The following is a 15,956-nucleotide window of genomic DNA, read 5'->3' as shown; positions in this document are numbered from 1 at the left end:
AAACAGAAATGGCCGTTATGACGTTAAAATTCGACCGTTATAGGATCTTACGTACATAAAAAACCTGCAATAACAGAAAATCCCATAAAGAGTAACAAAACAGGTCAGCGTATTCTAAAGCAAGCCGACAAAGACCGCTTTAATAGATTTTGTTTCCTATAGTAAACATTGATTTTTACCTGACTTTGTAGTTAATTCTTACAGGTATCCTTAACACTACAACACCCTCAAACGGTTATCTGATAAAAAACCGACGACGGAGAAGGTAAGCTACTCATGAAAACATTTACTCGCACCCTACTGAGCGTAGGTACAGCCCTGTGTTTATACGGCACAGCCGCTCAAGCAGACACGATCAAAATCGCTCTTGCTGGCCCAGCTACAGGCCCCGTTGCTCAGTATGGCGATATGCAAAAAGTTGGCGTACTGGCCGCAATCGAACAGATCAATAAGGCCGGTGGTGTTAATGGCGACATGTTAGAAAGCGTTATTTATGATGACGCTTGCGACCCTAAACAAGCGGTCGCTGTTGCTAACAAAATCGTTAACGACGGCGTTCAATATGTAGTAGGTCACCTATGCTCTTCATCAACAGAACCAGCTTCTGATATTTATGATGAAGAAGGTGTTCTGATGATCACAGCAGCATCAACCTCACCATCAATCACCGAAAAAGGCTACGGTATGATCTTCCGAACTATCGGTCTTGATAGTTTACAAGGTCCATTTGCTGCCCAATACATCATCGACAACGTTAAACCCCAAAATATGGCTATCATCCATGATAAGCAACAATACGGTGAAGGCTTAGCAACAGCGGTTAAAGATGCCGTGGAAGCTAATGGCATTACCCCTGTCATGTTTGAAGGTGTGACCGCTGGCGACAAAGACTTTTCAGCACTCATCGCAAAGCTTAAAAAGAACAACGTCGATTTTATTTACTATGGTGGCTACCATCCTGAATTAGGCCTTATCTTACGTCAGTCAGCTGAAAAAGGCTTAAATGCTAAATTCATGGGACCTGAAGGTGTAGGCAACCCAGACATTTCTAAAATTGCCGGCGAAGCTTCTGAAGGCCTTTTAGTCACGTTACCGCAAAGCTTTGATCAAGACCCCGCTAACCAAGCGATTGTAGAAGCAATTAAAGCGAAAAACGAAGACCCATCAGGCGCATTCGTCTTCCCTGCTTATTCTGCTGTTCAAATCATGACAGAAGCCATGAAAGGGGCGGACTCAACTGACCCAGAAGAAGTCGCTGAGTACATTCATAACAACACCTTTGATACCACTACTGGCAAACTAGCGTTTGACGATAAAGGTGACCTAACTGAGTTCTCTTTTGTTGTTTATGACTGGCACGCCGACGGTACTAAAACACCGGCCAAATAAGGCCACGCTGTTTACCTACGCCTTATCGGCTGGGTAAACACCTACTCTTTTACTGTGCTGTCTTACCCATTGTAAGCACTCAAGAGTTAACGCTGGCAACACTCTACCTTAGTCGTTGCTGGAACAGATAACACCCTTATCCCCTAACCGGGATCGGGGTGTTTCACTATACGGTTCCCCTATGTCTGAAACGTTTTTATACTTACTACAACAAATAATTAACGGGCTAACAATTGGCTCAACATACGCATTAATCGCCATTGGCTACACCATGGTGTATGGCATTATTGGCATGATCAACTTCGCTCATGGCGAAATTTATATGATCGGTTCCTACATCAGTTTTATTGTGATCGCGGGACTATTAGGAATGGGGCTAGTTGGCTTACCGATTATCCTACTAGTTGCACTAATCGTGGCCGTTATTATAGCGAGCACCTATGGTTGGACTGTTGAGCGTGTTGCCTACCGCCCCTTACGCGGATCTAATCGGCTTATTCCCCTAATTTCTGCTATTGGCATGTCCATTTTTCTTCAAAACTACGTGGTTCTTGCTCAAGGCTCACGTGATGTAGCCTTACCACCGCAAATCACGGGCGGTTGGACATTTGGAGACCCTTCCGTATTCGAGGTGTCGTTCTCATACATGCAGCTGATCATATGGACTGTGACCGTCATTAGCATGACAGGCTTAACCTTGTTCATATCCCGCTCCCGAATGGGTCGCGCGTGCCGTGCTTGCTCCGAAGACATTGGCATGACCAACCTATTAGGCATCGACACTAACCGGATTATCGCGCTGACCTTTATTATTGGTGCCGCATTAGCTGCCATTGCAGGTTTATTGCTAGGCTTATATTACGGCGTAGTTAACCCATTTGTCGGCTTTATGGCAGGATTAAAAGCCTTCACCGCTGCCGTACTCGGCGGGATCGGATCTATTCCCGGCGCAATGTTGGGGGGACTAATTTTAGGGGTTACTGAGGCATTAACCTCGGCCTACTTCCCTTCCGAATATAAAGATGTTGTCTCGTTTGGCCTCTTAGTATTGATTCTTCTATTCCGCCCCAGTGGTTTATTAGGTAAGCCGGAGGTGGAAAAAGTCTAATGGCTAGTAAATTTTATAATGCGATTTTCGCCGCAGGGGTTGCCTTTATCCTCGCGTGTTTAATGCTTGGTGTCACACTTCAATCTGAGGGGACGTTCCTAGCCGTTGAAGGTGCCTCTGCAGAACGCTGGACATTGATAGGCATAGGCATTGGTTTGGTCTTTCTTTCGCAGCTTTTTTCAGAGCAGGTAGATGCCCTGTTTGGTAAAGTGCCTAAGCCTAATCTACATGCATTAATGCCCAAAGGGCAGAAGGTAGATACACTAAAGCCTTGGCTGATTGCCGCTCTTTTCATTGGCATGGTGATTTGGCCTTTCATGGTTTCGCGTGGATCTGTTGACCTTGCAACCTTAACGCTTATTTACATCATGTTAGGTCTAGGCCTAAACATTGTGGTCGGGCTCGCAGGCTTGTTGGATTTAGGTTATGTCGCCTTCTATGCTGTTGGTGCTTACACCTATGCATTATGCTCCGAATATTTAGGGTTATCGTTTTGGGTCTGTTTGCCCCTGTCCGCTGGGCTTGCAGCATTGTTTGGCTTTTTACTGGGCTTTCCTGTTTTGCGCTTGCGCGGAGACTACTTAGCGATTGTAACCCTTGGCTTCGGTGAGATTATTCGTATCCTACTCAATAACTGGACATCGATCACCGGCGGACCCAACGGTATCTCCGGTATCGAAAAACCAACGTTATTCGGCCTTGAGTTTAGCCGACGAGCCTCCGAAGACGGACAGACCTTCCACGAGTTCTTTGGTATTGATTACAGTAGCGGCTACAAGGTTATCTTCCTATATCTCATTGCTGTTGTATTAGTGGCTTTTGTCATCTTCGTTATCAACCGCCTTATTCGCATGCCGATTGGTCGCGCATGGGAAGCGTTACGCGAAGACGAAATCGCATGTCGATCATTAGGCCTAAACCGCACCGCAATCAAGCTATCAGCATTTACTATAGGCGCATCAACAGCTGGGTTTGCTGGTTCCTTCTTTGCGGCTCGCCAAGGTTTTATCAGCCCTGAATCCTTCATCTTCATTGAATCGGCTATCATTTTGGCCATTGTGGTACTGGGCGGTATGGGCTCACAAGTGGGCGTTATTTTAGCCGCCATTATCATGACAATACTGCCTGAGATAGCACGTGAATTTTCAGAATACCGCATGCTGTTATTTGGATTACTCATGGTTGTAATGATGCGTTGGCGCCCTCAAGGCCTAGTTCCAATGAAACGCCCGCACCTCGCTTTAAATGATACGGAGGTGAAATCATGAGCCAGTTATTATTAGATGTTAACGGGCTAATGATGCAGTTTGGTGGGCTAGTTGCCGTCAACAAAGTGAACTTGAACGTAAAAGAACGTCAAATAGTGTCGGTTATCGGCCCCAATGGAGCAGGTAAAACAACCGTGTTTAACTGCCTGTCCGGTTTCTACATCCCAACAGGCGGCAGCGTCATGTTCAAAGGGAAAGAAATAGCGGGCAAAAAAGACTTTCAAATCTCTCGCCAAGGTTTAGTACGCACCTTCCAGCATGTGCGGCTATTCAAGCAAATGACAGTCATCGAGAACATGCTGGTTGCACAGCATCGCCATCTCAATACCAATTTGCTATCGGGTCTATTCAAAACCGCATCTTACAAACGCCTTGAACAAGAAGCGATGGACCGTGCCGCCCACTGGCTAGAAGAAGTCGATCTATTACAGTTTGCTAACCGTGAATCAGGCAACCTTTCTTACGGCCAGCAACGTCGTTTAGAGATTGCACGCTGTATGGTGACTCAACCCGAGCTGTTACTGTTGGATGAGCCAGCTGCTGGCCTCAACCCCAACGAAACAAAAGAACTGGATGAACTCATCATCAAGCTACGTGACGAACACGACATTTCGGTACTCTTAATCGAGCATGATATGGGTCTAGTCATGGGCATTTCGGATCATATTTACGTAATCGCTCAAGGCACACCACTCGCCGATGGTAATGCCGATGACATCCGCAACAATCCCGATGTTATCAAAGCATACTTAGGAGAAGCCTAACATGTTAAAAATCGACAAGATCAATACACATTATGGGCCAATCCAAGCGCTGCATGACGTCTCTATTGACGTCAAAACCGGTGAGATAGTCACTCTCATTGGAGCCAATGGCGCCGGCAAAACCACTTTGATGATGACTATTTGCGGCGATCCGCGCGCAACGTCCGGCACGATCGAGTTTGACGGCACAGACATCAGCAAAATGGATACACCTGCCATTATGCGCAAAGGGCTAGCCGTTGTCCCCGAAGGCCGCCGAGTCTTCTCACGCCTTACTGTTCAAGAAAACCTGCACATGGGCGCTTATTTTCGCTCTCAGGCCGAGTATCAAGAAACGTTAGAACATGTACTGGAACTGTTCCCCCGCTTACGCGAACGAATCAACCAGCGCGCCGGCACCATGTCTGGCGGCGAACAACAAATGCTCGCTATTGGACGCGCGATGATGAGTAAGCCACGAATGATCCTGCTAGATGAGCCGTCATTAGGCTTAGCGCCTATCATCATCCAGCAAATCTTCGACATCATCGAACAGCTGCGCAACGAAGGAGTGACTATCTTCTTGGTCGAGCAAAACGCGAACCAAGCATTACGCATAGCTGATCGGGGTTATGTGCTCGAAAACGGCCGTGTAGTGCTCAGCGATACGGGTGACGCGTTACTCACCAATGAAGCCGTACGCCAAGCGTATTTGGGAGGGTAATGCCCCTTCCTTTGCCCTCGAACCCTCTAAAAGCCGCCTAGCAGGTGGCTTTTTTATTTTCTGCCCAACTAACTTCAAAATCCGCCAGCACTTGCCGATACCTTGTCTATACTCTGTTAATAAAACGAATGTTTCATACATAAATGTTCAATGTAACAAACATGAAAAGGATTAAGGTATGTCTGATCGCCAGTTTCGACTTGTAACCCGTAGTGACTTTGATGGCTTAGTGTGTGCTGTTTTACTGAAGCATCTACATCTATTAAACGATATAAAATTTGTACACCCTAAAGATATGCAAGACGGGAAAATCGAGATAACCGGGGACGATATCACGACCAACCTACCTTACGTTGCTAGTGCACATATTTCTTTCGACCACCACTTATCCGAAACTATCCGTAACGAGCAAGCCGATAACCACATCATAGACCCGGACGCACCATCAGCAGCACGTGTCGTATGGCGTCACTATGGTGGCCATGCTTCATTCCCTAAAGCATGGGACGAAATGATGGAAGCCGTCGACAAAGGCGATTCGGCTCAATACAACCAAGAAGAAGTGCTAAACCCTAAAGGTTGGGAGCTGCTTAACTTTTTAATGGATGCGCGCACCGGCTTAGGGCGCTTCCGCGAATTTCGCATCTCTAACTACCAGTTAATGATGGACCTTATCGACTACTGCAAGAACCATAATATCGATGAAATCCTGACTCTTCCCGATGTGAAAGAGCGCGTCGAGCTGTATTTTGAACATGAAGCCAAATGCAAAGAACAAATTAAACGCTGCGCCACTGTGCACGGAAACTTAGTCGTCTTAGATTTACGTAACGAAGATACGATTTATGCCGGCAACCGCTTTGTAATTTATGCGTTATTCCCGCAATGCAATATTTCTATCCATGTACTGTGGGGCTTAAAGCAACAAAATACCGTATTCGCGACGGGTAAATCGATCTTTGATCGTAACTCGCAAACCAATGTAGGCGAACTTATGCTGCGTTATAATGGCGGTGGTCATCATGCTGCGGGCACTTGCCAAGTTGATAACGATAAAGCCCAAGCAACTCTCGAAGCACTGATCAAACAAATCAACGAAGACGGCTAAGGAAAGCGCGCACATGGATTTTTATGAATGCCTGCAAAAACTGGCAGCGCATGATGGTTCAGACCTTTATTTGTCCACTGGCGCTCCGCCCTGTGGCAAGTTTCAAGGCGTCCTAAAACCCCTGTCACGGGATGTTTACCAACGCGGTGATATTGAGAAAATCGCTTTAGCGGTCATGGATGAAGAACAACGCGAGACATTTCATCACGAATTAGAAATGAACCTCGCAATCACAGTTGAAAAAGCGGGACGCTTTCGACTCAACATCTTCAAGCAACGTAACGACGTCGCCATCGTCGCGCGTAATATCAAAATGGATATTCCGCGCATGGAAGATTTAGGGCTACCGGATACGCTTAAAGATGTCATCATGTCTAAGCGTGGGCTAATCCTCTTTGTGGGCGGTACAGGTTCTGGCAAATCGACCTCGTTAGCGGCATTAATTGATCACCGCAACACCAATAGCGGCGGTCATATCATCACCATTGAGGACCCTATCGAGTTTGTTCATTCGCACAAAAAGTCGATTGTTAACCAGCGCGAAGTCGGTGTGGACACTCGCAGTTTTCACAATGCCTTGATCAACACCCTGCGCCAAGCACCCGATGTGATCCTCATTGGCGAAATACGCGACCGTGAGACAATGGAACATTGTTTAGCTTTCGCAGAAACCGGACACTTAGCAATTTCCACTTTGCATGCAAACAACGCCAACCAAGCGTTCGACCGGATTATCAATTTCTTCCCTGAAGAAAAGCGCAACCAGCTTTTAATGGATTTATCGTTAAATGTCCGTGCAATCGTCTCACAACGGTTAGTCCCAACTATTGATGGCAAGCGTGCGGCAGCTATAGAAATACTTATCGGCACATCCACTATTCAAGAGCTGATCCTCAAAGGGGATATTGACGGTATAAAAGAAATAATGGAAAAGTCCGAAGCATTGGGTATGCAAACCTTTGACTCTGCTTTGTTCAAGCTAGTGAAAGAAGGCCGCGTTACAGAGGAAGAGGCTATCAAAAATGCCGATTCGCCGAATAACCTGCGCCTTCGTATTAAACTCAGCAAAGAAGGTCAAAACACAACGCCAGGCCTCAATTTAAGTTTAGAAGAAGACAAAAAACCCGAAGCCGACGAAGACGAAACCGATCCAATCAACTCGATTTTCCGCTAAGCCTCACTGTTTATCTAGACCACTCACCGCAAACGCTGGCATCGTGTTAGTGCTTGCGGTACATTCTCGCTTCATTTAATACTTCTTTTTAATCTCTGCCCGAGTGACTGCTCATGAACGATATTATCGATGAACTTCGCGCTATGAATCTCGATCGATTTGGCTCAATCGAATTACCAGATGACGATCAACTAGTCGAAATAGAAGAAGAATTGCTCATTGGCATACCACCCGATTTTAAAGAGTACCTCTTAGAAGCAAGCGATGTAGTGGTGGGCACGCTTACCCCTGTTACGGTTACAGACCCGCACGCGCATACTCACCTTCCTGAAGTTACGGCAACCGCATGGTCTATTGGTTTACCACGCGATGTTATCCCTGTGTGCGAAACACCAGATGGCTACTACGCGATGTCTAGCGAAGGTGTGATTAGTTTTTGGGAACGCGAAACCGAAGAGTTTGGCGAACAAGAGTGGGAAAACATCTGGGATTGGGTCGAGAAAGTGTGGATGCAAAGCTAACGCATCACTCATTTTCTGACTGCACATGCACCTGTAGATCGCCCTCTTCGGTTTCGGATACAAAAAAATCGATTGGGCGACAACACACCTGACAATCTTCGATATATTGCTGGTCCGAATCGGTTGGATCAATCAATACCGTAATACGCTCTCCACAATACGGGCATCCAATCTCTTGTTCATCTAAAAAGCTCATTAACTTACCTCTTCATTTAATTTTTTACCCTATTCTCACTCTGATAGCCTTTGCCCAATTTAGATCCACGCTGTAGGTCTAATTTTTATCGCCAAGCGCTGCGCTTAGGGTTGGCAATGCCTTCATCTCTTCTTATCATCGACAGTATCAATCACGCTCAACACAGCGAGCCTAAAGGCGACACCCATTTATGGATATTAAGCAGCTACAATTTTTATGCGCCCTAGAACGCCTTGGTCATTTTGGCAAAGCAGCCGACGCTTGCTGTGTAACACAACCGACGTTATCCATGCGGCTTCGTAATTTAGAGGAAGAGCTTGGCGTTACACTGATCAAACGAAAGCAACGCTTCGAAGGCTTTACGCCCGAAGGCGAGCGATTACTACAGTGGGCCAAACAAACCATCAGTGCTTTTGATGGGCTGAAATCCGAAGCGGCCCGTTTAAAAGGCTCTTTAGTCGGCACTTTACGCATTGGTATTGTGCCCCTAAGCCATGTACACCTCATGCCTGTTCTCAAAGCCTTATCAGAACAGTCTCCTCAACTACGCTTCCAATTACACTCCCTAAGCTCCGAGCAGATCATTGAGCAACTAACCAGTAATCATCTGGACGTCGGGCTGACTTACTTAGCTCAAGTAGAGTCCGAACGCTTTATCGTGCACCCTTTAGGGCAACCCGATATCGGCTTGTTATACCACCCTGAGTACTTTCATTTTGACCAAGACTCAAACTTACCGGCACCGCATCGATTACCCTGGTCGGCACTAGCCAACATCCCTCTCGGCTTGCTGAGTCCGGCGATGCGGTTTAGACAAGGTATCGATCGCACCGCCAGTGTTAAAGGGGTAACACTGACCCCACTGATCGAATCCGATGCCGTCGAACACCTAATCGAAGCCGCTAACGAAGGCCTTTGCTGCACGCTAGTCCCCTTACCTGTGCTTAACAGTCCTATGCTCGACCATTTAATGATAGCTCCGATGGAAACCGCTTTACCGCAACCTGCGCTTGCTGCTGTTAGCTGTCGTAACCAAAGCACTCCCAATGGACTCGCACTTGCCTTGTTACAAATGCTGAAAACCACCTATTGATAGACCATATCTATCAACAGATCTATAACCTTGATTGGACGCCAAGAGCTGACAGGCCTATTCTAAAGGACACATCATCAAATAATGATCAACCACTATGAGCCCCGTGTATCTTGCTTGGCCAGAATCTAAACACCTGAAAAGCCATGCAAATAATCAAGAAACAACCCAAGCGGCAACTGTTTGCTCAACACCTTGTGACGAGCAGCCCTCATCGAGCAACCAAGCTCAACGGTTGCCATGTAATCGTCATGGGTATCAAACAACCCTATACAGGGAAGCCTACACCGCTAACAATCCAAGCGACTCTTTTGAAGATTTATCCGTCGATTTAATCGAAGAAATGCCGCTCGTTATTACCGTTAACGGCCTTGCTCATGCGGTTATGATGATAACGCCCATTGATATCGAATCATTTATAATGGGGTTTGCCTATAGCGAAGGGATCATTAGCTCATTGCAGGACATACGCGATTTACGCGTAGATCCAATTATTTATGACGGCATACACAGTATAACGGCAGACATCGTACTTAGCCCTCGCGCATTACATACCTACAAGCAACAACAAACCGCTCGTAAAGGCTCTACAGGCTGCGGCTTATGTGGAACTGCATCATTAGCTGATGCCTTACCACCACTGAAACCACTACCTGATAACAGCGCTTTTGCGAATCTCAACGCTGAACAGCTCATACACCTTCGCGATAATGTATCGACTTACCAGGTTTTAGGCCGCCAAGTAGGCGCTATACACGCCGCCGTTTTAATAGATGAGCATGGAACCGTGCTCACCAGCCACGAAGACATAGGCCGTCATAATGCCCTTGATAAAATTATAGGCTGGGCGCTAGAGCACCAAAAAGAGCTCACCGGCACTAGCGTGTTAATGACCAGCCGCTGCAGTACCGAGCTTATCCAAAAAGCCGTTCGCGCCGGCATTCACTCATTAATCCATTTGGCTTCGCCTAGCGCGCTAGCGGTTCAGCAAGCGCGACGCTACGGACTCAGCCTAATCCACATACCGCGCCATGGTAAACCTCGCTATTTTTCTGATAGGTACACATCTACTAAATGCACTGACAATCACCCAAGCATCGTGTCTTAAGGCCTAACAAGGAACACCCCATGTCCACGCAAAAGGCAACACAAACACACTCATTTAAAACAGCGTATTTCACCCCTTACACAGGCCCAGCCGGTGGTTGGGGAGCCTTACAAAGCACCACTCAGCACTGGCTTAAAAGCGAAAACGCCGTTCGTAATATCCATACTTTGCTTAAAACCAACCAAGCACAAGGTTTTGATTGTCCGGGATGTGCATGGGGAGAAAAACACGATAACAGCAAAATCCGGTTTTGCGAAAACGGTGCTAAAGCTGTTAATTGGGAAGCTACCTCTAAAACCGTTTCACCCGACTTTTTCGCACAGCACAGCGTTAGCTGGTTAAGCACTCAAAGCGATTATTACCTAGAGTACCAAGGGCGTTTAACTCACCCAATGCAATACAACGCGAAAACGGATCATTATGAGCCTATCAGTTGGGAAGACGCATTCACCACCATTGCTAATACCCTTAACCGTTTAGGTTCGCCTAATGAACTCGAGCTATATACATCAGGCCGTGCAAGTAATGAAGCCGCTTTTCTATACCAGTTGTTTGGCCGGTTGTTTGGCACGAACAACTTCCCTGATTGCTCTAACATGTGTCACGAGGCCAGTGGATATGCCCTAACCAGCAGTATAGGTACCGGCAAAGGCACCGTTGAAATAGACGATTTTGAGCAGGCCGACGCCGTTTTTGTCTTTGGTCAAAACCCTGGGACCAATCACCCCCGAATGCTAGAAACGCTGCGGGAAGTCAGCAAGCGCGGCGCGCCCATTGTAAGCTTTAATACTTTACGCGAGCGTGGGTTAGAGCGCTTCCAAAACCCGCAAAGTCCCGTCCAGATGCTAACCAACGGATCAACGCCGATATCATCACACTACTTTTGCCCTAAAATAGGTGGCGATATGGCCGCAGTCCGCGGCATGGTAAAAGCCTTACTCGCATTGGAACACGAAGCGCAAGAGCGCTCAGAAGCAGTGTTTGATCACGCTTTCTTAACAGCAAACACCGTCGGACTTGAAGATTATTTAGCTATAGTTAATGCAACTCCGTGGACAAGTATTGTGGAGCAATCGGGCTTAAGCCAACCCGAAATAGAACACGCCGCTACCCTCTACGCCCAAGCACCGCGCGTTATCTGTACATGGGCAATGGGCATCACACAGCATAAACACTCAGTAGCGACCATTCACGAAATTATCAACCTGCTCGCCTTACGCGGCAACTTAGGCAAACCTGGCGCTGGTGCCTGCCCCGTTCGCGGACACAGCAATGTACAAGGCGACCGCACCATGGGTATCAACGAAAACCCTAGCACTGCCTTTTTAAGCCGCTTAGGTGAAGTGTTTGGTTTTGAAGCCCCCACCCAAGCAGGCCACGCCGTTATCGACGCCATCCGCGCTATGCGATCAGGCCGCAGTAAGGTGTTTATTGGGCTGGGCGGCAACTTTGCTGCCGCGACACCAGATACACAGGTCACACATGCCGCTTTACAAAACTGCGAGCTCACTGTGCAGATCAGTACTAAGCTTAACCGCTCGCATTTAGCGGTTGGAAAAAACGCCATTATATTGCCTTGCTTGGGACGCACAGACATTGACCACCAAGCAAGTGGCCCACAACAGGTCACCGTAGAAGATTCGTTTAGCATGGTGCATGCTTCCGGTGGTGTTATTGAGCCGCTATCAGATCAAATGCGCTCTGAACCGGCTATCATTGCAGCATTAGCCACAGCAACATTCGCAAACAGCCCAAAAAGCCAGCTCGTCAACTGGTCAGCGTTAACCGAAGATTATGGACGTATTCGTGATCTGATCGAGCAAGTCATCCCCGGATTTGAAGGTTTCAACGAAAAAATCGCCCAACCGGGCGGGTTTTACTTAGGTAACAGTGCGCGCGACCTTGTGTGGAAAACCCAAACGGGCAAAGCTGTTATCCACAGCCATGCACTGCCCGCCAGCATACTGCCTGATAAAGCAGCTTCTCAACTCACAGAACGCACACTCATATTGCAAACCCTGCGCTCACATGATCAATACAACACCACCATTTACGGCATGAATGACCGATACCGTGGTATAAAAGGCGAACGCAAAGTGATATTTATTAACGAAGCCGACATACAACGCCTAGGCTTTGCAGACGGCCAAAGCGTCAGTATTCGATCATTATGGGACGATGGCGAAACTCGCCAAATAGACGGTTTCAAATTAGTCCCCTACGATATTCCAGCTGGTAATGTGGCCGCTTACTATCCAGAAACTAACCCATTGGTCCCGCTCGACAGTGTGGGAGATTTTAGCGCAACCCCTACCTCAAAAAGCATAGCGGTAGAAATACAAGCGTATGAATCCGCACGTATTATTTAGCATGTGTTAGGACAAATAAGCTAAGAAAACTCAACACCCAATGGCTTGAGTAGACGCGGCAGTACCGCATCAAGCTGCTGCGTATCCGCTTCGGATAACTCAATAAGCGTTAGGCCTGCTTTTTTGTAACGCTGACGCTTAGTGTCTATAAACTTAAGGTAGTCAGCCTCACGAGAGCGATCCACACACTCAATGTACACGCCAACATCAGGCAAATAAAAATCGGATACCAGCGTCATATCAAACGGCAAACTACGATTAATCGCATGATTAATCCCAGCCAAATACAACCAATTATCAACACGCTGAGTCATCAAGTAACGATGGGCATGCCCGTCTAGCGATAAAAAATTAGCCGCTTGCTGCTGCTCAGCTCGCAAAAAGTCTGGGTAATCTGCATGATAAGTGCGATCTAACTGCAAAATGGAGCTCAATTCTCCCGCTACTACGCCCACAGAATGCTTCAACACGGGTTGTTCTAGCAGGTTATCAGGCCAAATAACGTAAGGGATGTTGTCTTTTGTTTCGCGCGCTAAACCACCATAAAAAGCCCCGTGGTGCGTTAGTTCCCACCCTTTGGGCTTTGCTCTTTTTATCCAATGTAACTCGGCCAGCACCGTATTTAGCTGCGCAGGCGAAATCCCCAACGGCTCAGCTAACTGGCTAACTGTCACGTGCGAGCGAGCGGGAAGCACGGTAGACGCCGGTAACCCATCCGGCTCATCAATCGCCAACGAATCGGGCCAAACAATATACTGACCAAAACGTTCACTGGATACGACCTCGCCACCTTGCTGCCGTCCAGCATTTGTCAGCTCCCATTGCTCGTTCAGCCGGACAATCCATCCTCGTTGGGATAGCTCAGCAAAGACGGCTTTAACACTGACACCTCGACGCTTAGCCAACGCACTGGTCGAAATTTTTTCGGCAGACATCGTATCTAGTCCTTTCTTAAAGATAACATGGCTAGTAATGTTGGCCTTCTAGCAACCTACTATTTATTCATCTCATCATACGGGTAGCCCGTATAAACTTACCACAGCGTACCCTATTAATATCAGGTCCTCTATGAAAGCATCGACGCCGTTTCATTTAACACTTATTCGCCACGCCAAATCGAGCTGGGATAACCCTAATACGGCAGATTATTACCGCCCTCTTAACGCACGGGGTTATAGCAACTTACCTGAAATGACGGAAAGAATTATCCAGCGCAACTTACGCCCTAGCTTGTGTATTACCAGTGGAGCAACCCGCGCACAAGCCACAGCCAAAGCCGTGCATAGAGAGTTACGCCAAGTACAGCCCGACCTCTCGCTTGTGCTAGAAGATGACCTGTACGAGGCAACACCCGAGGCGCTTTTACGCGTGATACAACGACAAGATAACCAGCATCAACACTTGATGCTCTTTGGTCATAACCCAGGAATGCATCAGCTCATTGAATTACTCACAGCCGAGACACTTACTAAATTCCCAACCTGTGGCATCATGCACCTATCGCTTACCGTATCTCAATGGTCATCGGTATGCAGTGCAAGCGGTTCAGTTCTTTGGTTTGATTACCCCAAGCTCCACAAAGGCTAGTTACTTTACATTATGCTCTCATTGATCAAGCGACATATTTCACAACAACGCATCGACAAAACAATCAGCGTCATAGAAGCGGGAGATCTACCTGCCCTACTCAAACTACTCCCTAAACTCGATGCCGATTGGCTTAATCAACCCAGAGCCAACACCCCTTCGCTGTTAGAACTCAGTATCGCCGCACAGCAGCCCACGTTAGTAGAACAGTTAATCAATGCCGGAGCCAACCCCAACCAAACAGGGCTTAAGCAGGAATCCCTACTCGTGCTAGCGCTGCAGCAGCCCGCCCAACGGCTAGCCCTTATCACACTCCTCATGAAAGGGGGCGCCAAACCTCAAGGGCTAGCCACAGTTAAAGCGTGCTTTGACCATTGTCCAGAGAAAGAGCTGATGCTACACCTTAACCGGTTAGAACAATACGGTGTGGATCTCACCCTTGTTGATAGCCAAGGTAACAGCGCATTACAGTACGCCTTGGCGAGCAACAACCGCGAACTCATGCATTTTTTAGTGAGCTCGGGTGCTCCGCTTCCTGACGAATGGCCAACAACCTTAGATGAAGAGTTAAAAGCCTATCTAACGCGTTGCGCCGAGGATCGTCGAATTCGCCTCATGATGTTAGGGCCTTAGGAGCTACGCGCTCTAAAATGCCATTCGCCCGGCTGCATATCATTTTTAACGGCTTCGCGGATCGAATCATCAATCGCTTTATCATCTAAATGATACAAACCGCACAACCCCAGCGCTTTACGCACGTCCACCTGAGCGCCCAAATACTCCATCACCACGCGTGTACAACTTGGCGTGCGCACGCCATTGGCAGGGACACCTAAGCGCAAACCATTAAGCCGGTTGATGCGGTTTTTATAACTAGGAATCAGTATGGTTTCAGTGACTTCGTTAGTGGCTAACGACTCGTAATCGGCCATAAAAATCCGGTCCGTTAAAAAGACAACAACCCCAAGATATTTACTATGATAAGCCGGATCAGTCGCCGACTCTCGCAGTCGCTCGGTGCGTTGATAAAAAACCCCGTCGTTCTGCTTCTCGATGCAAATCAAATTACGGAGTATTTTGCCCGGCACAGCCATAGACAGGTAATACTCAAAGTAATACCCCAAATATTTATCCATTTGCGTACCGCTCGCTTTGTGCAACAGCGCCAAATGCTCATTTTCTATGCGTGATGCTACAGGCTCGGCCGATGGACGCGGGCGCACTTGAATCAAACGAGCAAACTGAGGTGCCGGCAGCATCAACTCGTACTCTTCCACACCAAAAAAATCACACAATTTACGCAATGTGCTCGCCGAAGGCTTATAACGTCCTGTTAAATAACGGTTAAATTGCGAACGATTAATATCCAACTCCCGACATACTTGGGCAATCGAATCATAATAGCTACACAGCAATTTAAGATTACTTGATAAATCTTGATACATACCGTTAACCCAGCTCCCTTAGTGATGCACTATGATGCACTTAAAGCATCAAAAAGCATACCATTTTCCCATTCTGCGTAATAGAGTGATGCTGCCTTGTCATGTTTAAATTTTAGTCAGTAA

Annotated in this window: 16 protein-coding genes; 13 read left to right on the top strand and 3 right to left on the bottom strand. The window is 47.3% G+C overall.

Going from position 1 to position 15,956, the window contains the following annotated elements:
- Window positions 1-276: 276 nt before the first annotated feature.
- From BS617_RS14590 to BS617_RS14555, 8 genes are all read left to right on the top strand, one after another.
- Window positions 277-1,389 carry a branched-chain amino acid ABC transporter substrate-binding protein gene (locus BS617_RS14590; RefSeq protein ID WP_075173717.1) on the top strand — a complete coding sequence of 371 codons (1,113 nt, stop codon included), beginning with the start codon at window positions 277-279 and terminating at the stop codon, window positions 1,387-1,389.
- 181 nt (window positions 1,390-1,570) lie between these two features.
- On the top strand, window positions 1,571-2,497 hold the full coding sequence (gene livH / locus BS617_RS14585) for a high-affinity branched-chain amino acid ABC transporter permease LivH (RefSeq protein WP_075173716.1): 927 nt from the start codon (window positions 1,571-1,573) through the stop codon (window positions 2,495-2,497).
- On the top strand, window positions 2,497-3,765 hold the full coding sequence (locus BS617_RS14580; RefSeq protein ID WP_075173715.1) for a high-affinity branched-chain amino acid ABC transporter permease LivM: 1,269 nt from the start codon (window positions 2,497-2,499) through the stop codon (window positions 3,763-3,765). The genes livH and BS617_RS14580 overlap by 1 nt, the downstream gene beginning before the upstream one ends.
- Entirely contained in the window at window positions 3,762-4,529 is a 768-nt protein-coding gene (gene livG / locus BS617_RS14575; RefSeq protein ID WP_075173714.1) for a high-affinity branched-chain amino acid ABC transporter ATP-binding protein LivG, read from the top strand. Before BS617_RS14580 ends, livG begins: the two co-directional genes overlap by 4 nt.
- A 1-nt stretch (window position 4,530) precedes the next feature.
- Window positions 4,531-5,232 (top strand): ABC transporter ATP-binding protein, encoded by a 702-nt coding sequence (locus BS617_RS14570; RefSeq protein WP_075173713.1) that lies wholly within the window; start codon window positions 4,531-4,533, stop codon window positions 5,230-5,232.
- 178 nt (window positions 5,233-5,410) lie between these two features.
- Complete coding sequence (locus BS617_RS14565) at window positions 5,411-6,340, top strand: exopolyphosphatase (RefSeq protein ID WP_075173712.1); 930 nt, start codon at window positions 5,411-5,413, stop codon at window positions 6,338-6,340.
- 13 nt (window positions 6,341-6,353) lie between these two features.
- On the top strand, window positions 6,354-7,514 hold the full coding sequence (locus tag BS617_RS14560; protein WP_075173711.1) for a PilT/PilU family type 4a pilus ATPase: 1,161 nt from the start codon (window positions 6,354-6,356) through the stop codon (window positions 7,512-7,514).
- Window positions 7,515-7,627: 113 nt separating this feature from the next.
- Window positions 7,628-8,035: an SMI1/KNR4 family protein gene (locus BS617_RS14555; protein WP_075173710.1), complete on the top strand. Its 408-nt coding sequence runs from the start codon at window positions 7,628-7,630 to the stop codon at window positions 8,033-8,035.
- Window positions 8,036-8,039: 4 nt separating this feature from the next.
- Here the strand turns inward: BS617_RS14555 and BS617_RS14550 are convergent, their stop codons facing one another.
- Entirely contained in the window at window positions 8,040-8,231 is a 192-nt protein-coding gene (locus BS617_RS14550) for a CPXCG motif-containing cysteine-rich protein (RefSeq protein ID WP_075173709.1), read from the bottom strand.
- Window positions 8,232-8,421: 190 nt separating this feature from the next.
- On the opposite strand from BS617_RS14550, the gene BS617_RS14545 reads away from it, so the two are divergent.
- The 3 genes from BS617_RS14545 (at window position 8,422) to BS617_RS14535 (ending at window position 12,801) form a co-directional block, all read left to right on the top strand.
- Window positions 8,422-9,324, top strand: coding sequence for a LysR family transcriptional regulator (locus tag BS617_RS14545; RefSeq protein ID WP_075173708.1), 903 nt, complete (start codon window positions 8,422-8,424; stop codon window positions 9,322-9,324).
- A gap of 97 nt (window positions 9,325-9,421) precedes the next feature.
- Window positions 9,422-10,432, top strand: coding sequence for a formate dehydrogenase accessory sulfurtransferase FdhD (fdhD, locus tag BS617_RS14540; protein WP_083610116.1), 1,011 nt, complete (start codon window positions 9,422-9,424; stop codon window positions 10,430-10,432).
- 20 nt (window positions 10,433-10,452) lie between these two features.
- Window positions 10,453-12,801, top strand: a complete 2,349-nt coding sequence (locus tag BS617_RS14535) for an FdhF/YdeP family oxidoreductase (protein WP_075173707.1) — start codon at window positions 10,453-10,455, stop codon at window positions 12,799-12,801.
- Between the two features lie 20 nt (window positions 12,802-12,821).
- Here the strand turns inward: BS617_RS14535 and BS617_RS14530 are convergent, their stop codons facing one another.
- On the bottom strand, window positions 12,822-13,736 hold the full coding sequence (locus BS617_RS14530) for a helix-turn-helix domain-containing protein (RefSeq protein ID WP_075173706.1): 915 nt from the start codon (window positions 13,734-13,736) through the stop codon (window positions 12,822-12,824).
- Window positions 13,737-13,869: 133 nt separating this feature from the next.
- On the opposite strand from BS617_RS14530, the gene BS617_RS14525 reads away from it, so the two are divergent.
- A complete protein-coding gene (locus BS617_RS14525) occupies window positions 13,870-14,388 on the top strand; it encodes a SixA phosphatase family protein (protein WP_075173705.1) in 519 nt (172 codons plus the stop codon).
- 12 nt (window positions 14,389-14,400) lie between these two features.
- Entirely contained in the window at window positions 14,401-15,021 is a 621-nt protein-coding gene (locus BS617_RS14520) for an ankyrin repeat domain-containing protein (RefSeq protein WP_075173704.1), read from the top strand.
- Here BS617_RS14520 and BS617_RS14515 read toward each other — a convergent pair.
- The gene (locus tag BS617_RS14515) at window positions 15,018-15,833 is read right to left on the bottom strand and encodes a helix-turn-helix domain-containing protein (RefSeq protein ID WP_075173703.1); all 816 of its coding nucleotides are present in this window, start codon (window positions 15,831-15,833) and stop codon (window positions 15,018-15,020) included. The genes BS617_RS14520 and BS617_RS14515 overlap by 4 nt on opposite strands.
- Window positions 15,834-15,956: the final 123 nt, after the last annotated feature.

This window comes from Neptunomonas phycophila (genome assembly GCF_001922575.1).
In the GTDB taxonomy this organism is placed as follows: Bacteria; Pseudomonadota; Gammaproteobacteria; order Pseudomonadales; family Balneatricaceae; genus Neptunomonas; species Neptunomonas phycophila.
This window is presented reverse-complemented; position numbering and strand designations above follow the sequence as displayed.